Origin of the sequence: Halorubrum miltondacostae (assembly GCF_041379815.1) — an archaeon.
Classification (GTDB): domain Archaea; phylum Halobacteriota; class Halobacteria; order Halobacteriales; family Haloferacaceae; genus Halorubrum; species Halorubrum miltondacostae.
In genome coordinates, this window is record NZ_JBEDNY010000002.1 from 416,492 (window position 1) to 432,421 (window position 15,930).

The following is a 15,930-nucleotide window of genomic DNA, read 5'->3' on the forward strand; positions in this document are numbered from 1 at the left end:
GTCCGGTTCCGGCCCGGGGACGACCTCGCGTCGGCCGCGACGCGGCCGACACTTTTAGCCGAAGCCGCCGCAGCGCCGCCGTGTCACCACCAGTCCGTTCCGCCGATCGAGGCATGGCACCGGTCGCGGGCGTGCTCCTCCTCGCGATCACGGTCGTGCTGGCCGGCGGCGTCGCGGCCGCCGCGCTCGGCCCGTCGACCGCGACCGTGCCGCCCTCGGCGGTACTGTCGCTGTCGGCGACCGACGACCGGATCGCGATCGATCACCGCGGCGGCGACCCGATCGACGTTGCGGCCGTGACGGTGCGCGTCAGCGTCGACGGCGAACCGCTCGCCGAGCAGCCGCCGGTCCCGTTCTTCTCCGCGGCCGGCTTCCGGCCCGGCCCGACGGGACCGTTCAACGCCGCGAGCGACGACACGTGGCGCGTCGGTCAGACGGCGTCCTTCCGCGTCGCGGACACCAACGACCCGGCGCTCGAACCGGGTCGAACGGTCACGGTCAAGATTACGGCCGACGGGCAGCCGGTCGCGACGCTGGAGGCCTCCGTCGAAGCGGGGTGAGAAGCGCCCGCGGCGTCCTCGGCGCTACTCGGCGTCGGGGACCGAGGGGTCCGCGTCGGCGGCGGTCGACCGGGCCTCGTCGTCCGTCTCCTTGCCGCCGGGGACGCGGGCGACGGTCGTGATCGCTCGCGGGCTCTGCGGCGTCGCCTGCTGGATGTGGTGTTCGAACTCCTCGTAGCCGGCCGCCTCGAACATCCGGTCGGCCTCGTCCGCGTCGTAGAACAGCATGATCGCGTCGGCGACTCGCTGGAGGATCGGGTTGTGCGGGTAGTCGGGCCCGACGACGAGGACCTGTCCGCCCGGCTTCGCGACGCGCCGGAGCTCGCGCAGCCCCTTGACGGGGTTGGGCCAGTACTCGATGGAGCCGGACGACCACACCACGTCGAACGCGTCGTCGCGGAACGGGAGCCGCTCGGCGTCGCCGCGGTAGAAGTTCACCCGGTCGTGTCTCCCGAACTTCTCGAACGCCTTCTCCATCTGGTGGATGCTCTGGTCGAGCCCGTGGACGTCGTCGGCGTGCTCCAGCAGCCCCTCGGTGCCGAACCCGGTGCCGCAGCCGACGTCGAGCACCGTCGGGTCGTCGCCGAACTCCAGCCACGAGAGCGCCTCCGCGCGCATCTCGTCGTTCCAGTTGAAGGAGTTGATCCGGTCGTACACCTTCGAGAGGTACTTGTAGAAGAGCCGGGCGTTCGACTTGTCCTCGAGGATCCCCATTTACCGGTTCCTTGGGCCGGCGGCCCCATAACGACACGGATCCGCGACCGGTCCGCCCGCATCGGTGCGCCGCTTTCGACCGCCTTTTCCGCCCGCCGCCCCATCGAGAGGTATGGACCCGACGACGAGCGGCCGGTTCCGCGTCCACGACCGGCGCCAGCGGCCGGACATCGACGATGACGCTCGGAGCGGCGACGACGCCGAGGAGTTCGTCCTCGTCGAGCTCGCCGACGAGCCGGTCGATCCGACCGACCCCGACGCCGCGGACCGGTACGACCCGCTCTACGCCACCGCGGAGGGGTACGAGGGCGACCTCGCGGACGCCGTCGACGCGCTCCGGCCAGGCTTCGTCGTCGACGCGACGCTGGCGTGGACCGACGGCTCCGCGCGCCTTCAGGAAGTGGACGTCGTCCGCGAGACCCGGTTCCGCTTCGCCGACGAGGTGGAGGGGATGTTCGAGGCGGCCGTCGAGACGTGGCGGCAGATCCGCGCGGAGGGGGAGCCGGTCGGTTCGATCACGACCCGGTCGAACGACGGCGACCCCAACGGCGCGTTGTACCTCTTCGCCGACGCGCCCGGCAGCGACACCTTCGACGAGGTCCGGACCGGGCGGCTCCCGATCGAACCGCTCGTCGCGCGGGTGAACGACTCGCGGGACGACGACGGCCCGCGCGAGGTGTTCGTGTTGCGCCCGGCGGCCCACGAGTTCGTCGCCGTCTACGTCGTGTTCGACCGCGACGGCGTCCTCGCGCAGACCGTCCGGGACACCTACGACCTCGGGGCCGGACTGGCGGCGGGGCTCGACGCGAGCTACCCCGACGGCGACGACGGCGACTCCTCCCTCCTCGACGACTCGGGCGGATCGGAAGACTCAGACGACGACGACTTCGACGCGCTCGACCGCCTGTAGACCGGCGCCGCCCGGTCGCTGACCGCGCGGAGCTACAGCCAGTCGGCGTCTGGGTCGACGCGGCCGGCCGGCGTCTCGCCGTTCAAAACGGCGGCCACGTCGCCCGCGCCGCTCCGGTTCAGGTCGTCTTTCGCCTCCTCGCTGTACCACGCCGCGTGCGGCGTGACGACCGTGTCGTCGCGACCGACGAGCGGGTCGTCCTCCGGCGGTTCCTCGGCGAGCACGTCGAGGCCGGCGGCCTTTATGTCGCCCGCCTCCAGCGCGTCCAGCATCGCGTCGGCGTCGACGACCGGGCCGCGGCTCACGTTGACCACGACCGAGTCCTCGTCGAGTCGCGCCAACGCGTCGGCGTCGACGATGCCGCGGGTCGCGTCCGTCAAGGGGGCGTAGACGCCGACGTGGTCAGCCCGGTCGAACAGCGCCTCGAACTCGACCTTCTCGACCCCGTGGGCGGCCATCTCGTCGGCGTCGACGAACGGGTCGTGCGCGATCAGGTCGGCGTCGAAGCCCGAGAGCTGCTCGGCCGCCCGCTTGGCGATGGGCCCGAACGAGAGCAGGCCGATCGTCGACGCGCTGACGCGCCGGATCGGCGTGCCGGCCTCCCAGTCCCACCCGCCGGCGGCGACCGCGTCGTCGTACGGCTTCAGCGACCGCAGACACGCGAGGAGCAGCGAGACGGAGTGCGTCGCCACCTCGTCGGTACAGTACTCCGGGACCCGGGTGACGGTGACGCCGCGCGCCGCGGCCGCCGAGACGTCGATGTTGTCGACGCCGACCGCCGAACGGACCACGACGTCGAGGTCGGTGGCCTCGAGCGCCGCCTCGGTGACGGGCGTGTTGATGTCGGTGACGACCGCGTCGGCACCCGCGGCGGCGTCGATCAGTCGCTCGGTCGACCCCAGCTCCGCGACCTCGACGTCGACGGGCTCGTCGACCGCGTCGGCGAGGACCTCGCGGTACGTCTCCGGGTCTATCATCGGGAACGCTGACAGTACGACTCTGGGCATACGCGCCGTTTCTTCGCCCCACCACTTTACGGCTGTCACTGACGGTGTCAGGCCTTCGTACGTCCGTTTCGATCGTGATCGATCGGTCTCCCCGACCGCGTTCCGATGGCTCTTTGCGCCCGCCTGCCGTAGCCCGTCCCGTGAGCGACGAGCCTTCGAAACCGCCGATGCTGGTGCTGTTGGAGTCGCTGTCGTTCTATCGCAACGTCCGCGTCGGGGCGGCGGCGGGCGCCCTGCTCGCGGTGACGATGTACCTCGTCCGGACGCTGGAGCTCCTCGGGCCGGTGATCGACACGCGCGACTACCCGCTGTTCGGGCCGGACGTGTGGTTCCTCCTGCTGGCGTTCGTGCTCGCCGCGACCTCGGCGCTGTCGGTCGCGGTCGCGCTCACGATCGCCGTGGCGGTCCGCGGCGCAGGCGAGAGCGATCCGGAGTCGGCCGAGTGAGCGACGCGCAGCTGGGGGTGGTCGAAACGGGACGCTGCGGGACGAGCAGCGCGTAGACGGAGCGTCAGTCGGCGGTACAGGAGGCCTCGCCCTCGTCGGCGGTGAACTCCTGTGCCGGCTCCGTGAGCTTGTAGAGGTTCTGCCTGGCGTCCGCGAAGTAGACGTCCTCGTCGACGACGCCGATCCCTTCGAGCCGTTCGAGCGCGTATCGGACGGTGCGGGCCGACAGCATCGACTCTTGGACGATCCCCTTCTGGGTCAACGGTCCGTTGTACTCGAGCACCTTGAAGACGAGTTTGGCGCTCGGTGGGAGGTCGTCGAGGCCCTCCGTTTGGGTTCCTTCCATCGTTACGATTCGAAACCGCACACGCTCATAAATGTTGATGGAGCATCCGGGCAAAACCGCCATTTACCGGCGATTACGGCCGGTTCCTGTCGCAGGTACCAGCAACAATATCTGGTTTCACCCCGCTGGACTGACCAGTCAGTCAGTGATTTCGCTCGCGCGCGCTTCGGCCGCGACGACGCGCGCCGGACGGACCGGGGAATCCGTCCGCGGCGCTCCCGCCTCGGTCGCGGCCGGCGGCGGGAACGAACGGCTTTTCACGTGCGCTCGCGGATCCGAAGGCATGAGCGACGACTCGGGCCTCTCCGACCACGCCCGCGGCGTGGTCGTCACGACCATCTGCTGCCTCGCCGGGATCGCCGCCGGCGTCGTCTCGGCCGTCTACGTCGGCACCGATCCGGCGTCCGCCGCGAGCACCACCGCGGTGTTCGTGCTCGGCGCGTTCGTCATCGCACAGTACCCGGTGTTCAAGGCGGTCGGCGTCGGGGACTTCGGCGTCAAGGACAACCTCTACATCGCGTTCCTCACGTTTACCCTCTGGTTCATCAGCTACACCGTCCTCCTGACGTCCGGCGTCGAACTGGGGCTCTGAGATGGCCGACGACAGTATCGCGGTCGTGGACCTCGATCGGTGTCAGCCCGACCGCTGTAACTACGAGTGTATGAAGGACTGCCCGCCCAACCGGACGGGCAAGGAGTGTATCACCGAGCGCGGCGAGGACGCCGAGGAGGGCGATCCGGACCAGATCCACATCTCCGAGGAGATCTGTCTGGGCGAGAGCTGCGGCATCTGCGTCAACTCGTGCCCGTTCGACGCCATCGAGATCATCAACCTCCCCTCCGAGCTCGACGACGACCCGGTCCACCGCTACGGCGACAACGCGTTCTCGCTGTACGGCCTCCCGACCCCTCAGCCCGGCAGCGTCACCGGCATCCTCGGGCCGAACGGCATCGGGAAATCGACGGCCGTCCACGCGCTCGCCGGCGAGATGGTCCCGAACCTCGGCGACCACGCCGCCGACGGCGACTGGGAACGCGTCCTCGACCGCTTCCGCGGCACCGGCCTCCAGAACTACCTCGAATCGCTCCGCGACGGCGACGTGACGGTGGCGCGCAAGCCGCAGTACGTCGACCAGATCCCGAACCAGTTCGACGGCAACACCCGCGAACTGCTTGAGCGCACCGACGAGCGCGGCGCGCTCGACGACCTCGTCGACCGCCTCAACATCCGTCCGGTGATGGACCAAGACATCGACTCCATCTCCGGCGGCGAGCTCCAACGCGTCGCCATCGCGGCGTGTCTCGCCCGCGACGCCGACTTCTACTTCCTCGACGAGATCACGCCGTACCTCGACATCGGCCAGCGGATGATCGTCGCCCGGCTCATCCGCGAGCTCGCGGACGACGACGCGGCCGACCGGTCGATGCTCGTCGTCGAGCACGACCTCGCCATCCTCGACCTGCTCGCGGACACCCTCCACGTCGCGTACGGTGAACCCGGCGCGTACGGGGTCATCACCGACCCGAAGTCGGTCCGCAAGGGGATCAACGAGTACCTGAAGGGGTACCTCGACAACGAGAACATGCGGATCCGCCCGTCGGCGATCACCTTCGAGGAGCACGCCCCGCGGGTCGCCTCCCGGAGCGAGACGCTGATCGAGTACCCCGACCTGCGGAAGTCGTACGGCGATGGGGAGTTCGAGCTCCGCGTCGAGGGCGGCGCGATCAACCGCTCCGAGGTGCTCGGCGTCGTCGGGCCGAACGGGATCGGGAAGTCCACGCTCGCGCAGCTGTTCACGGGCGACTTGGAGCCCGACGAGGGCGAGCTCGACTTCGCCCTCGACATCTCTTACAAGCCGCAGTACATCGACATCGACCAGCACATGCGGGTCGACGCCTTCCTCTCGTCGATCACCGACGAATTCGGCTCCTCTTACTGGAACACCGAGATCGCCCAGCCGCTCCAGTTAGAGCGCGTCATGGAGCAGAACCTCGCCGACCTCTCGGGCGGGGAGCGCCAGCGCGTCGCCATCGCCGCGTGCCTCTCCGACGACGCCGATCTCTACCTGCTCGACGAGCCCTCGGCTCACCTCGACGTGGAACAGCGCGTCCGGGCAACCACCGCGATCCGTCGGTACGCCGAGAACCACGACGCGACGGTGATGGTAATCGACCACGACATCTACATGATCGACCTGCTGGCCGATCGCCTGATGGTGTTCGACGGAGAGCCGGCGGAACGTGGGCGGGCGGCCCCGCCGCAGGACATGCGCGACGGGATGAACGAGTTCCTCGCCGACCTCGAGATCACCTTCCGCCGCGACGAGCGCACCGGCCGCCCCCGGATCAACAAGCCGGGGTCGCAGCTTGACAGCCAGCAGAAGCGCGACGGCGAGTACTACTACTCCGGCTGACGCGGTCGCCGCTACCCCGAACCTTTCCTCGCCCGGCTCCGGATCGCCGCCATGCCCGAGACGGACGCCGACCTGTTCGGCATGACGTGGGAGGACGCCGAGGCCGCGATCAACGAGGTCGACTTCGCCGTCCTCCCGACCGGCAGCATCGAGCAGCACGGGCCGCACCTCCCCGTGTCGACCGACACGCTCCGCGCGGACCACCTGACCGCGGAGCTTGTCGACGCCGCCGGCGGGTTCGACCTCGACCTGCTGCGACTCCCGCCGCTCCCGTACGGCCAGTCGGAACACCACATGCGGTTCCCGGGGACGATCACTCTCTCAACGGGGACGTACGTTGACGTGGTCCGCGAGATCGGCGAGTCCGTCGCGGAACACGGCGTCGAGCGGCTCCTCATCCTGAACACCCACGGCGGGAACCGGGAGCCGCTGTCGATCGCCGCCGACCGGCTGGGCCGCGACACCGACCTCACGGTCCACTTCGTCCACTGGACGGACTTCGCGCGAGAGGACCTGAAGGAGGCGTACGGCGAGGGGTGGGGTCACGCCGGCGACCACGAGACGAGCTTCGTCGAGCTGTACCGGCCGGACCTCGTTCGGGCGGGGAAGAAGGAGCCGCAAGAGGCCGACGAGATGCCGCGCACTTGGAGCTACGAGTACTTCGATCAGGTGACCGAGCTGGGCGGGCTCGGCGACCCGACGAACAGCGACCCGGACGCGCTCGAACCGATCGTCGAGGCGACGACCCGAGAGATCCTGGGCGCGCTCGTCGAGGACCTCGACGCGGGGTGGTGAACCCGGGGCGACTCGGACCCCCGCTCCCAATCTGCGGTATCGAAGCGATTAAGCCCGGAACACGCGAACCCCGGCGCATGAAACACCTCATCATCCGCGGCGACCCCGACATCCGGAAGGACGCGGTGATCGAGCACGACGGCGAGGAGCTGGTCTGTTTCGGTATCAACGTCCAGGGCGGCTGGCACGGTCCGGACGAGCCGCAGCTCTGGTGTACCGTCGGCACCGAGGACGAGCGCGAGCGCTACGACAAACGCGAGTACGTCCCCCACTGGCTCGACGTCGAGACGGTCGACGCCGAGGACCTCGACGTGATCAAGGCGAAGGGCGACCTCTCCGTCTGACGCGCCGACCCTTCCTCGCAGACGCTCTTACTCCCCTACCGGCGGGTCCGCGAGCCACGCCTCGATGGCCCCGGCCATCGCGCCGCGTCGGTGGATCGTCCCCGCCGCGGGGTCGACGACCGTGCTCTCGGTCCCGGGCGTCTCGCCGCCGTCGATCACGGCGGCGACCCCCTCGCGGACCCGCTCGCCGAGGTCATCGGGGTCGGTGACGCTGCCGGTCCCGGAGACGTTGGCGCTCGTCGCCGTGAGGGGGCCGGTCTCGGCCACGAGCGCTCGCGCGAGGTCGTGGTCCGGCACGCGGATCCCGACGCGGTCGCGGCCGGCGGTGAGCGCGTCCGGCACGCGATCGCCGCGCTCGACGACGACGGTCACCGGTCCCGGGAGGAACGCCCGGGCGAACGCCACCGCCCGCTCCGTCGGGCGGGTGTAGCGGAGGGCGTCGTCGATGCTCGCGACGCCGAGCGAGAGCGGGTTCGACCGGTCGCGACCCTTCAGGTCGAAGACGCGCTCGACGGCGGCCGCGTCGAGCGCGTCTGCGCCGAGCCCATACACTGTCTCGGTCGGGTAGACGACGAGGTCCCCGCGGTCGACGGCGGCGGCCGCCGCGCGTAGCTCGTCGGTTCGGTCCGAATCGTCGCTCGTGTCGGCTGTCACGGGCGTCCGTTCGACGCGGAATTGAAAAAGGGTGACGAGTGGGTGCGCGGTGCTCGCACCGCCGCGGGCGGTCGCGACGGCGCAAGCGGGCGACGGGCAGTGATCGCGTCAGTCGGCGACGGTTGGATCAGTCGACGAGGTCGGCGACCGCGTCGTCGATCGCTTCGGCGTCGGGGAACTCCGGGTGCTCGCTCGCGACCCACGCGTGTTCGACGGTGCGGTCGGCATCGAGCAGGAAGACCGCGGGGCGGCTCTCTGTGACCCCCGTCATGCCGTCGATGTCGTGCGCGAGGCCGTACTCCTCGATCACGCCCGCGCCCGGGTCCGAGAAGATCTGTACGCCGTCGCCGCGGTCGGCGAGCAGCCGCTTGTGGGCGTACGGCGTCGAGATGGAGACGCCGAGGACGTCGACGTCGTCGCTCCACCCGTGGTCGTCGACCGTGTTGTAGAGGTACGTCCCCTGGAACGCGCCGTCCATCGGGTGGAAGAGGAGGAGCGTCGGCCCGTCGACGACGTCGGCGAGCGCGCGGTCCTCCCAGTACTCGTCGTTCACGAGCGGGCGCGCGAAGTCGGGCGCGGTGTCGCCCTCGGCGACGTGGTCGGTCTCCGGGAGGGAGACGACGTCGAAGTCGACCATCTAGGCACCTCCCTCGCCGTAGGTCCCGTTCAGGTACTCGACGATGTTCGCGCTCTCGGACATGGTGACGCCGGTCTCGCGGTCGACGATCGCCGGGACGCTCCGCGCGCCGGAGACGCGCTTGACGACGTTGCGCTCTGAGTGCATCGGCTCGACGTACCGCGACCGGTACGACAGGTCGAGTTCGTCCAGCGTCCGGACCACGCGCTCGCAGAACGGACACGCCTGAAGCCGGTACAGGGTGATCTGTGGCTCGCTCATGCCCCGCGATTCGCCCGCGAGACGGGTAATCGTGTCGACAGCGGCACCCCGCGGTCGGGGCCGGTCAGAGCCGTCTCGGACCGGTCGCTCCGCCCGCGTGAGGGTTGCCGAAGGGAACGCTTTAATCGCGGGCCGACGGATGACAAACGAATATGGGCTTGTCGTCTAGCGCGCCGGTGATCGACGTCCTCCAGATACCGATGCCGGGCCAGGATATCGTGACCGTTCTCGGCATCGCCGCGATCGCCGTGTTGGTCGGGCTCTCGGCGTTCTTCTCCTCGTCGGAGATCGCGATGTTCTCGCTGCAGCAACATCGCATCGACAGCCTCGTCGACGAGGGGGTGACGGGGGCGGAGACGATCCGCGACATGAAACAGAACCCCCACCGACTGCTGGTGACGATACTCGTCGGCAACAACATCGTCAACGTGGCGATGACCTCGATCGCCACCGCGCTGTTCGGGATCTATCTCTCGCGGGGGCAGTCGGTGCTGGCGACGACGTTCGGGATCACGACGCTCGTGCTGATCTTCGGCGAGAGCGCGCCGAAGTCGTACGCCGTCGAGAACACCGAGTCGTGGGCCCTCCGCATCGCCCGCCCGCTGAAGGCCTCGGAGTACGCGCTCTACCCGCTCGTCGTCCTCTTCGACTACATCGTCAAGGGGGTCAACAGCGTCATCGGCGGTTCGGCCGCCATCGAGTCGACGTACGTCACCCGCGACGAGATCCAGGACATCATCGAGACGGGCGAGCGCGAGGGGGTCATCGAGGAGGAGGAGCGGGAGATGCTCGACCGCATCTTCCGGTTCAACAACACCATCGCCAAGGAGGTGATGACGCCGCGGCTCGACGTCACGGCGGTCGCGAAGGAGGACTCCGTCGAGGAGGCGATCGAGACGTGTATCCAGGCCGACCACGAGCGCGTCCCCGTCTACGAGGGGAACCTCGACAACATCATCGGCGTGGTGACCGTGCGCGACCTGGTGCGCGAGCTGCGCTACTCCGAGGGGCAGCCCTCCCTCGAACGGGTCGTCAAGCCCACGCTCCACGTCCCCGAGTCGAAGAACGCGGACGAGCTGCTCGCGGAGATGCAGGACAACCGCCTCCAGATGGTGACGGTCATCGACGAGTTCGGCACCACCGAGGGGATCATTACGCTGGAGGACATGGTCGAGGAGATCGTCGGCGAGATCCTGGAGGGCGACGAGGAGGCCCCGGTGGAGTTCGTCGACGAGAACGTCGCGGTCGTCCAGGGCGAGGTGAACATCGACGAGGTCAACGAGATCCTCGGGATCGACCTCCCGGAGGGCGAGGAGTTCGAGACGCTCGCTGGCTTCGTGTTCAACCGCGCCGGGCGGCTCGTCGAGGAGGGCGAGGAGATCGAGTTTGACAGCATCCGGATCCGGATCGAGCGCGTCGACAACACGCGGATCATGTCCGCGCGGGTGACCGTCCTCGACGGGACCCCCGTGGCGACGGACTCGACCGCGCCGGTGGAGGCCACGGATTCGACCGACGAGAGCGGGGCGGCGGAGGCCGACGCGGGCGGCGACGCCGCGCAGAACGACTCGCAGTGAGCCGCCGGTAGGGGGATTTCCGACTTCGTCGAGACGTCGACGAGTCTATCTCAGACAGCGTACGCGCGAGCGGCCGCGACGAGTGCCTTCCGGTAGTCGCTCTCCGAGGGGTCGTGTCCGAGGTCGAGGAACCGCTCTTTGAACGCGTCGATGTCGACGGCGTCCGTGTCGCTGCCGGCCGCCCGCGCCAGATCGTAGATCCGGTGGTCGGGGCCGGCGATGTCGTGTCGCTCCACCAGCGCGAGCGCGAACGCGGCGTTGACGGCCGTTATCTCCGGGTCGGCTCCCGCCGTCACCGGGGGTGACCCAGTCCGTGACACGTCGGGGCGGTCCGCGACCGCGGCCGCCAGCGTCGACTCGAGGAAGCCGAGCAGCTTGTCCGCGGGGGCCACGGAGAGCGTGATGTCGTCGGCGTAGATGTCTTTCATGTGGTTCGCGATCTGGTAACAGTGCGCGAGCTTCCGCCGCTCGACCGACTCGCCCGCGAGGCCGAGGTACAGCGCCTCCTCCGTGGACTGGAGGTGCGAGGGGTGGCCCTCCTCGTAGCGGGCCATGTGCGAGAGCTCGTGGATCGCCAGTTCGCGCGCCATCGCGCTCGTGGCGGCCCGTCGGGAGACGTTCAGGACGTGGTGATCGTCGTAGTGGCCGGCCCAGGTCCGCTCGTCGGGGTCGTCGCGGACGACGACGCGGACCGGCGCGTCGACGGAGCGCTCGGTCTCGAAGAGGTCCGCCGCGCCGAGAAACGGGTCTGGGGGAACGTCCCCCTGAACGCGAAGATCCATGCGTACCCTTCACACGGGAGGCGGCGGTAAGTCTCTTGCGCTCGTGGTACCCGGCCGCCGACGCCCGCCGCGCTGATGTGTCGGGGACGTCGGCCTCCGCGGCGCCCCGGCGTACGCTTTTCACCCCGCTGTGCGAACGCCGAGATATGCGCATCTACGCGGCCTACGACGACGGGGTCCGGGTCGTCGACCCCGCGACCGGCGCGGTCGAGACGCGCCTCTCCGGCCAGCGCGTCGAGTGCCTCTCTGCGACGCCCGGCGCGGCCCGGGGCGATGTCGACGACGGGGGCGGCGCGACCGGTCCGGCGCGCGTCCTCGCGGGGACGTTCGAGGCGGGACTGTTCCGCTCCGTCGACGGCGGCGAGCGATTTACGCGCACGGCCGCCTCGACGCTCGGCCCCGATGGGTCCGGCCCGGACGCGGTGACTGCGGTCGCGACGAGCCCGCACGACCCCACGGTCGTCTGGGTCGGCACGGAACCCTCGCGGGTGTACCGCTCCGCAGACGGCGGGGAGACCGCGAGGCGGGTCGGCGGGCTCACCGACCTCCCGTCGGCGTCCGAGTGGTCGTTCCCGCCGCGACCCGACACGCACCACGTGCGGTGGATCGAGCCCTGCCCGGCCGCCCCGGAGCGGTGGTTCGTCGGCATCGAGGCGGGCGCGCTCGCCGTGACGACTGACGGCGGCGAGACGTGGACCGACCGACCGCCGGGGTCGCGCCGCGACACGCACGCGATGGCGACCCATCCGGACGCCCCCGACCGCGTCTACGCCGCCGCCGGCGACGGCTTCGCCGAAAGCGACGACCGCGGCGACTCGTGGCGCGCCCCCGACGTCGGCCTCGACCACGGGTACGTCTGGGGGCTCGCGGTCGACCCCGGCGACCCCGACACCGCCTTGGTCAGCGCGGCCGAGGGCGCGACCGCGGCCCACCGCCGCGGCGAGGCGCACCTGTACCGCTATCGTCGCGGCGGGGGAGAAGGCGGGGGAACCGTGGACGACGCCGGCCGGTTCGAGCGTCTCGACGACCGCGGGTTCCCGACGGGAGCGGGCACCTATCGAGCCGTGTTGGCCCGCGGTCGCGCCCCCGGAGCGGTCTGGGCGCTCTCGAACCGCGGGCTCTTCGTCACCCGCGACGCGGGCGACTCCTTCGAACAGGTCCCGGTCGACCTCCCCGACCGTCCGGCGCGGGCGCTGACGGTCGCGTGAACAGCGAGCGAAGCGGAGCCGACGCCGAACGCGGTCGGCGCTGTCAGTTCCGGACCGCGCCGACGATCAGGTAGACGAGCGGCGTGTCGAGGAGGGCGATCGCGAGCTTCAGCAGGTACTGGCCCAGCCCGAGCGCGAGCAGCGCAGGCGGGTCGAACACCGGCCCGACGCCGAGTAGGAGCGGGGCGGCGTAGAAGGCGACGCCGACGAAGATGGCGGTGTCTATCGCCTGGCTCGTGGCGGTCGAACCGATGTTGCGGAGCCACAGCATCGCCTCGCCCGTACGGTCGCGGATCGCGTGGAAGACGAACACGTCCCAGTTCTGGCTCACGACGTACGCCAGCAGGCTGCCCGCGACGACGTTCGCCGCCGGTCCGAGCGCCGTCTGGAAGGCGGCGGACACCTCGGGGTCGACCCCGGGCGCCGCGAGCGTCGACCACACCAGCGCCAGCACGAGGAAGTTCGCGAGGAACGCGACGTTGACGACCACCTGCGTCGCCCGCCGGCCGTACAGCTCCGCGTAGCAGTCGGAGGCGAGGAACGTGAGCGCGTACGCGAGCGCGGCGCCCGGCAGCAGGATCTCCGCGCCGACCACCGGCAGCGAGAACGGGAGCGGCAACGCGAGCACCTTCGCGGCGGTGAGCTGCGCGGTCCCGAGCGCGACCGTGAACAGCGTGACGAGCGCCACCGCCGCGACCGCCGACCGGTCCAGCGGGTCGGTCCGGAACGGGCCGGCGTCGTCGGCAGCCGTCCGGCTACTCATCGGTTTCCCCCGCCGACCCGCTCCTTCCGGAACCCGCCGCGGTCGACGGGGAATCGTCGTCGAGGCGATCGTGTCGGGCGTCGATCTCGTCGAGCAGGTCGAGCGTCTTCCGGATCGACGCGCGGACCGCGTCGCTGCGGTTCACGAACTTTCCGTCGTCGCCGACGTGCTCGTCGAGGTCGTCGAGCAGCTCCGCCGGGATCTCGACGCTTATTTTCGGCATACTCGCGTCGTGGGCGCCGAGTGGGGATGAACGTTATTATCTGAGGATTATCGGCGGGCACTCCCGGTACTCCTCCGACGAACCCGGTCGCCCGCATCGTCCCGCACCAAGTTCGTAAACCGCTACGTTGAAGTGGGTTTACGAGACCGTTCAGGCATGGCAACGAACACGGAGTCCGTCGATCTCGTCGGCGACGAGGCGGCGACGAACCTCGCCCGCGCCGCGCTGTTCGCGGCGCTGGTCGGCGCATTCGCGTACGTCACGTTCCCCAATCCGGCCTCGCCGGTGAACGTGACGCTCCAGGTGCTCGGTATCTTCCTCGCCGGGATCTTCCTCGGCCCCGTCTGGGGCCCGGCGTCGCTCGTCCTCTACCTCGCGGCCGGGGCGCTCGGCGCACCGGTCTTCGAGGGCGGCTCGGCGGGCGTGGGGGCACTCGTCGGCCAGTCGGCCGGCTACCTCTGGTCGTACCCGGTCGCCGCGGCGGTCGTCGGCGCGGTCGTCCACCGCGGCGCGACGCTGCGCGACCTCGACGCCGTCGGCCTCCCGACGCTCGTCGGTGCGATGGTCCTCGGCACCGTCGTCATCTACGGCTTCGGGGTCGCCGGCCTCGCGCTGGTGCTGTCGCTCGGGCCGATCGAGGCGATCACCGTCGGCGCGGTCGCGTTCCTGCCGGCCGAGGCCCTGAAGATCGCCGCCGCCGTCGGCGTCGTCAGGTCCGACGCGATCGCCGCGGCGTGATCGAGCTTGACGGCGTCACGTGCCGGTACGGCCGCGGCGGGGACGGCGCGGACGCCGACTCCGACGGCTCGGCCGCCACCGTCGCCGTCGACGACGCGTCGCTCACCGTCCCCGACGGCGAGTTCCTCGTCGTCGCCGGCGCGAACGGCTCGGGTAAGACGACGCTCGTCCGGACGTTCAACGGGCTCGTCGAGCCGGACGCCGGCACCGTAACGGTGAACGGGACTCCGGTCGCCGAGGACCTCGTCGCGGCGCGCTCCGCGGTCGGGATGGTGTTCCAAGACCCGCGCGACCAGTTGGTCGCCGCCACCGTCGGGGCGGACGTCGCGTTCGGCCCGGAGAACCTCGGGCTCTCTCACGACGAGATCGACCGGCGCGTCGCGGACGCGCTCGCGGCGGTGAACATGACCGGCCGGGGTCGCGAACGGATCGACTCCCTCTCGGGGGGCGAGCGCGAGCGCATCGCCATCGCCGGCGCGCTCGCGATGGAGCCCGACCACCTCGTGTTGGACGAGCCGTTCACCGGCCTCGACGAGCCCGCGCGGCGATCAGTCGTGGACCGACTCCGGGCGCTTCACCAGGGGGGGACGAGCGTCGTCGTCGTCACCCATGACCTCCGCGACGTCGCCGCGCTCGCCGACCGGATCGTCGGCCTCGCAGGCGGACGGATCGCGGTCGACGCGCCGCCTTCGGAGGCGATCTCGGCGCTGCCCGGACTCGACGTGCGAGTCCCCCAAGGCGGAGAGCTCGCGACTCCGGCCGAATGACGCTCTCGTTCGTCCCCGGCGGCTCGCTCGCTCACCGGCTCGACCCGCGGTCGAAGCTGCTCGTCCAGGTCGGGTTCGCGGTCGCCGCGTACGCCTACACCACGCCCCGCGGGCTCGCCCTCCTCACGCTCGCCGCCGTCGGCTGCCTGCGCGCCGCCGACGGGGGCGCGCGGGACCTGTGGGGGTACCGCGTCGCGTTGCCCGTCCTCCTCTTCGCCCCGCTCGTCGCGGGTGCGACCGTCGGCGCGCCGTGGTTTCGGGTCGAGCGCGCCGCCGCGACGGGACTCGCGAGCTACCGTGTCCTCCTGTTGCTCGTCGTCGCGGCCGCGTACGTGCGGTCGACTCCGGTGCGGGAGTCGCGCGCGGCGCTCCAGCGGACGATCCCGGGACGGGCGGGCGTCTTCCTCGGCGTCGGCGTCGCGCTCGTCTTCCGGTTCCTGCCGCTACTGAAACGCGATCTCGCGGCCTCACGGGCGGCGGTCCGATCCCGACTCGGCGCGGAGCGGTCCCGCCGCGAGCGGATGCGGCTGGTCGCGGTCGGCGGCCTCTTGCGGGCGTTCTCCCGGGCCGACCGGCTCGGGACCGCCCTCGTCGCCCGGTGTTTTGCGTGGAACCCGACGCTCCCGCGGCTGGCGTTCCGCCGCGTCGACGCCCCGGCGCTGGCCTTCGCCGCGGCCCTGATCGCGGCGACCATCGTCCGGATCGCGTGACTCCGCGCAGTCCGGCGGTCGCGCCGCGTGAACGCCGCGCGGCGAACTCCTCGTTGTGGCAAGTTTTAACCCGA

21 protein-coding genes are annotated in these 15,930 nt (G+C 70.6%); 12 read left to right on the top strand and 9 right to left on the bottom strand.

The window, feature by feature from the left end:
- Positions 1-113: 113 nt before the first annotated feature.
- On the top strand, positions 114-560 hold the full coding sequence (locus ABNG04_RS07615) for a type IV pilin domain-containing protein (RefSeq protein WP_371161450.1): 447 nt from the start codon (positions 114-116) through the stop codon (positions 558-560).
- 24 nt (positions 561-584) lie between these two features.
- On the opposite strand, the gene ABNG04_RS07620 is transcribed toward ABNG04_RS07615, so the two are convergent.
- The gene (locus ABNG04_RS07620) at positions 585-1,274 is read right to left on the bottom strand and encodes a methyltransferase domain-containing protein (RefSeq protein ID WP_371161452.1); all 690 of its coding nucleotides are present in this window, start codon (positions 1,272-1,274) and stop codon (positions 585-587) included.
- 112 nt (positions 1,275-1,386) lie between these two features.
- On the opposite strand from ABNG04_RS07620, the gene ABNG04_RS07625 reads away from it, so the two are divergent.
- The gene (locus ABNG04_RS07625; protein ID WP_371161454.1) at positions 1,387-2,184 is read left to right on the top strand and encodes a DUF6663 family protein; all 798 of its coding nucleotides are present in this window, start codon (positions 1,387-1,389) and stop codon (positions 2,182-2,184) included.
- A gap of 32 nt (positions 2,185-2,216) precedes the next feature.
- On the opposite strand, the gene ABNG04_RS07630 is transcribed toward ABNG04_RS07625, so the two are convergent.
- On the bottom strand, positions 2,217-3,191 hold the full coding sequence (locus ABNG04_RS07630; RefSeq protein WP_371161456.1) for a C-terminal binding protein: 975 nt from the start codon (positions 3,189-3,191) through the stop codon (positions 2,217-2,219).
- Between the two features lie 140 nt (positions 3,192-3,331).
- On the opposite strand from ABNG04_RS07630, the gene ABNG04_RS07635 reads away from it, so the two are divergent.
- On the top strand, positions 3,332-3,637 hold the full coding sequence (locus ABNG04_RS07635; RefSeq protein ID WP_445972117.1) for a DUF7536 family protein: 306 nt from the start codon (positions 3,332-3,334) through the stop codon (positions 3,635-3,637).
- 64 nt (positions 3,638-3,701) lie between these two features.
- On the opposite strand, the gene ABNG04_RS07640 is transcribed toward ABNG04_RS07635, so the two are convergent.
- Positions 3,702-3,983 carry a MarR family transcriptional regulator gene (locus ABNG04_RS07640; protein ID WP_008443026.1) on the bottom strand — a complete coding sequence of 94 codons (282 nt, stop codon included), beginning with the start codon at positions 3,981-3,983 and terminating at the stop codon, positions 3,702-3,704.
- 283 nt (positions 3,984-4,266) lie between these two features.
- Here ABNG04_RS07640 and ABNG04_RS07645 point away from each other — a divergent pair, with 283 nt between their 5' ends.
- The 4 genes from ABNG04_RS07645 (at position 4,267) to ABNG04_RS07660 (ending at position 7,536) form a co-directional block, all read left to right on the top strand.
- Complete coding sequence (locus ABNG04_RS07645; protein WP_371161457.1) at positions 4,267-4,575, top strand: EMC6-like membrane protein; 309 nt, start codon at positions 4,267-4,269, stop codon at positions 4,573-4,575.
- A 1-nt stretch (position 4,576) separates the two neighbouring features.
- A complete protein-coding gene (locus tag ABNG04_RS07650) occupies positions 4,577-6,397 on the top strand; it encodes a ribosome biogenesis/translation initiation ATPase RLI (RefSeq protein WP_371161459.1) in 1,821 nt (606 codons plus the stop codon).
- A gap of 51 nt (positions 6,398-6,448) precedes the next feature.
- Entirely contained in the window at positions 6,449-7,192 is a 744-nt protein-coding gene (locus ABNG04_RS07655; RefSeq protein ID WP_371161461.1) for a creatininase family protein, read from the top strand.
- A gap of 77 nt (positions 7,193-7,269) precedes the next feature.
- Positions 7,270-7,536: an HAH_0734 family protein gene (locus tag ABNG04_RS07660; protein WP_371161463.1), complete on the top strand. Its 267-nt coding sequence runs from the start codon at positions 7,270-7,272 to the stop codon at positions 7,534-7,536.
- A 27-nt stretch (positions 7,537-7,563) separates the two neighbouring features.
- On the opposite strand, the gene ABNG04_RS07665 is transcribed toward ABNG04_RS07660, so the two are convergent.
- From ABNG04_RS07665 to ABNG04_RS07675, 3 genes are all read right to left on the bottom strand, one after another.
- Complete coding sequence (locus ABNG04_RS07665; protein ID WP_371161465.1) at positions 7,564-8,190, bottom strand: L-threonylcarbamoyladenylate synthase; 627 nt, start codon at positions 8,188-8,190, stop codon at positions 7,564-7,566.
- 127 nt (positions 8,191-8,317) lie between these two features.
- Positions 8,318-8,827, bottom strand: a complete 510-nt coding sequence (locus tag ABNG04_RS07670) for a redoxin domain-containing protein (RefSeq protein WP_371161467.1) — start codon at positions 8,825-8,827, stop codon at positions 8,318-8,320.
- Entirely contained in the window at positions 8,828-9,088 is a 261-nt protein-coding gene (locus ABNG04_RS07675) for a glutathione S-transferase N-terminal domain-containing protein (protein ID WP_297884861.1), read from the bottom strand.
- A gap of 152 nt (positions 9,089-9,240) precedes the next feature.
- Here ABNG04_RS07675 and ABNG04_RS07680 point away from each other — a divergent pair, with 152 nt between their 5' ends.
- Positions 9,241-10,665 carry a hemolysin family protein gene (locus tag ABNG04_RS07680; protein WP_371161470.1) on the top strand — a complete coding sequence of 475 codons (1,425 nt, stop codon included), beginning with the start codon at positions 9,241-9,243 and terminating at the stop codon, positions 10,663-10,665.
- 50 nt (positions 10,666-10,715) lie between these two features.
- Here ABNG04_RS07680 and ABNG04_RS07685 read toward each other — a convergent pair whose 3' ends face one another.
- Positions 10,716-11,447, bottom strand: coding sequence for a DUF5781 family protein (locus ABNG04_RS07685; protein WP_371161472.1), 732 nt, complete (start codon positions 11,445-11,447; stop codon positions 10,716-10,718).
- Between the two features lie 146 nt (positions 11,448-11,593).
- Here ABNG04_RS07685 and ABNG04_RS07690 point away from each other — a divergent pair, with 146 nt between their 5' ends.
- A complete protein-coding gene (locus ABNG04_RS07690; RefSeq protein ID WP_371161473.1) occupies positions 11,594-12,655 on the top strand; it encodes a beta propeller repeat protein in 1,062 nt (353 codons plus the stop codon).
- Positions 12,656-12,698: 43 nt separating this feature from the next.
- Here ABNG04_RS07690 and ABNG04_RS07695 read toward each other — a convergent pair whose 3' ends face one another.
- Together ABNG04_RS07695 and ABNG04_RS07700 are read right to left on the bottom strand one after the other, a co-directional pair.
- Complete coding sequence (locus ABNG04_RS07695; RefSeq protein WP_371161475.1) at positions 12,699-13,418, bottom strand: queuosine precursor transporter; 720 nt, start codon at positions 13,416-13,418, stop codon at positions 12,699-12,701.
- On the bottom strand, positions 13,411-13,641 hold the full coding sequence (locus ABNG04_RS07700) for a ribbon-helix-helix domain-containing protein (protein ID WP_371161477.1): 231 nt from the start codon (positions 13,639-13,641) through the stop codon (positions 13,411-13,413). Before ABNG04_RS07700 ends, ABNG04_RS07695 begins: the two co-directional genes overlap by 8 nt.
- Positions 13,642-13,797: 156 nt before the next feature.
- Here ABNG04_RS07700 and ABNG04_RS07705 point away from each other — a divergent pair, with 156 nt between their 5' ends.
- From ABNG04_RS07705 to ABNG04_RS07715, 3 genes are read left to right on the top strand one after another with little or no spacing between them, the layout of a single operon-like run.
- Positions 13,798-14,379 carry a biotin transporter BioY gene (locus ABNG04_RS07705; protein WP_371161479.1) on the top strand — a complete coding sequence of 194 codons (582 nt, stop codon included), beginning with the start codon at positions 13,798-13,800 and terminating at the stop codon, positions 14,377-14,379.
- Complete coding sequence (locus ABNG04_RS07710; RefSeq protein WP_371161481.1) at positions 14,376-15,146, top strand: energy-coupling factor ABC transporter ATP-binding protein; 771 nt, start codon at positions 14,376-14,378, stop codon at positions 15,144-15,146. Before ABNG04_RS07705 ends, ABNG04_RS07710 begins: the two co-directional genes overlap by 4 nt.
- The gene (locus ABNG04_RS07715) at positions 15,143-15,856 is read left to right on the top strand and encodes an energy-coupling factor transporter transmembrane component T family protein (RefSeq protein WP_371161483.1); all 714 of its coding nucleotides are present in this window, start codon (positions 15,143-15,145) and stop codon (positions 15,854-15,856) included. Before ABNG04_RS07710 ends, ABNG04_RS07715 begins: the two co-directional genes overlap by 4 nt.
- Positions 15,857-15,930 lie beyond the last annotated feature (74 nt).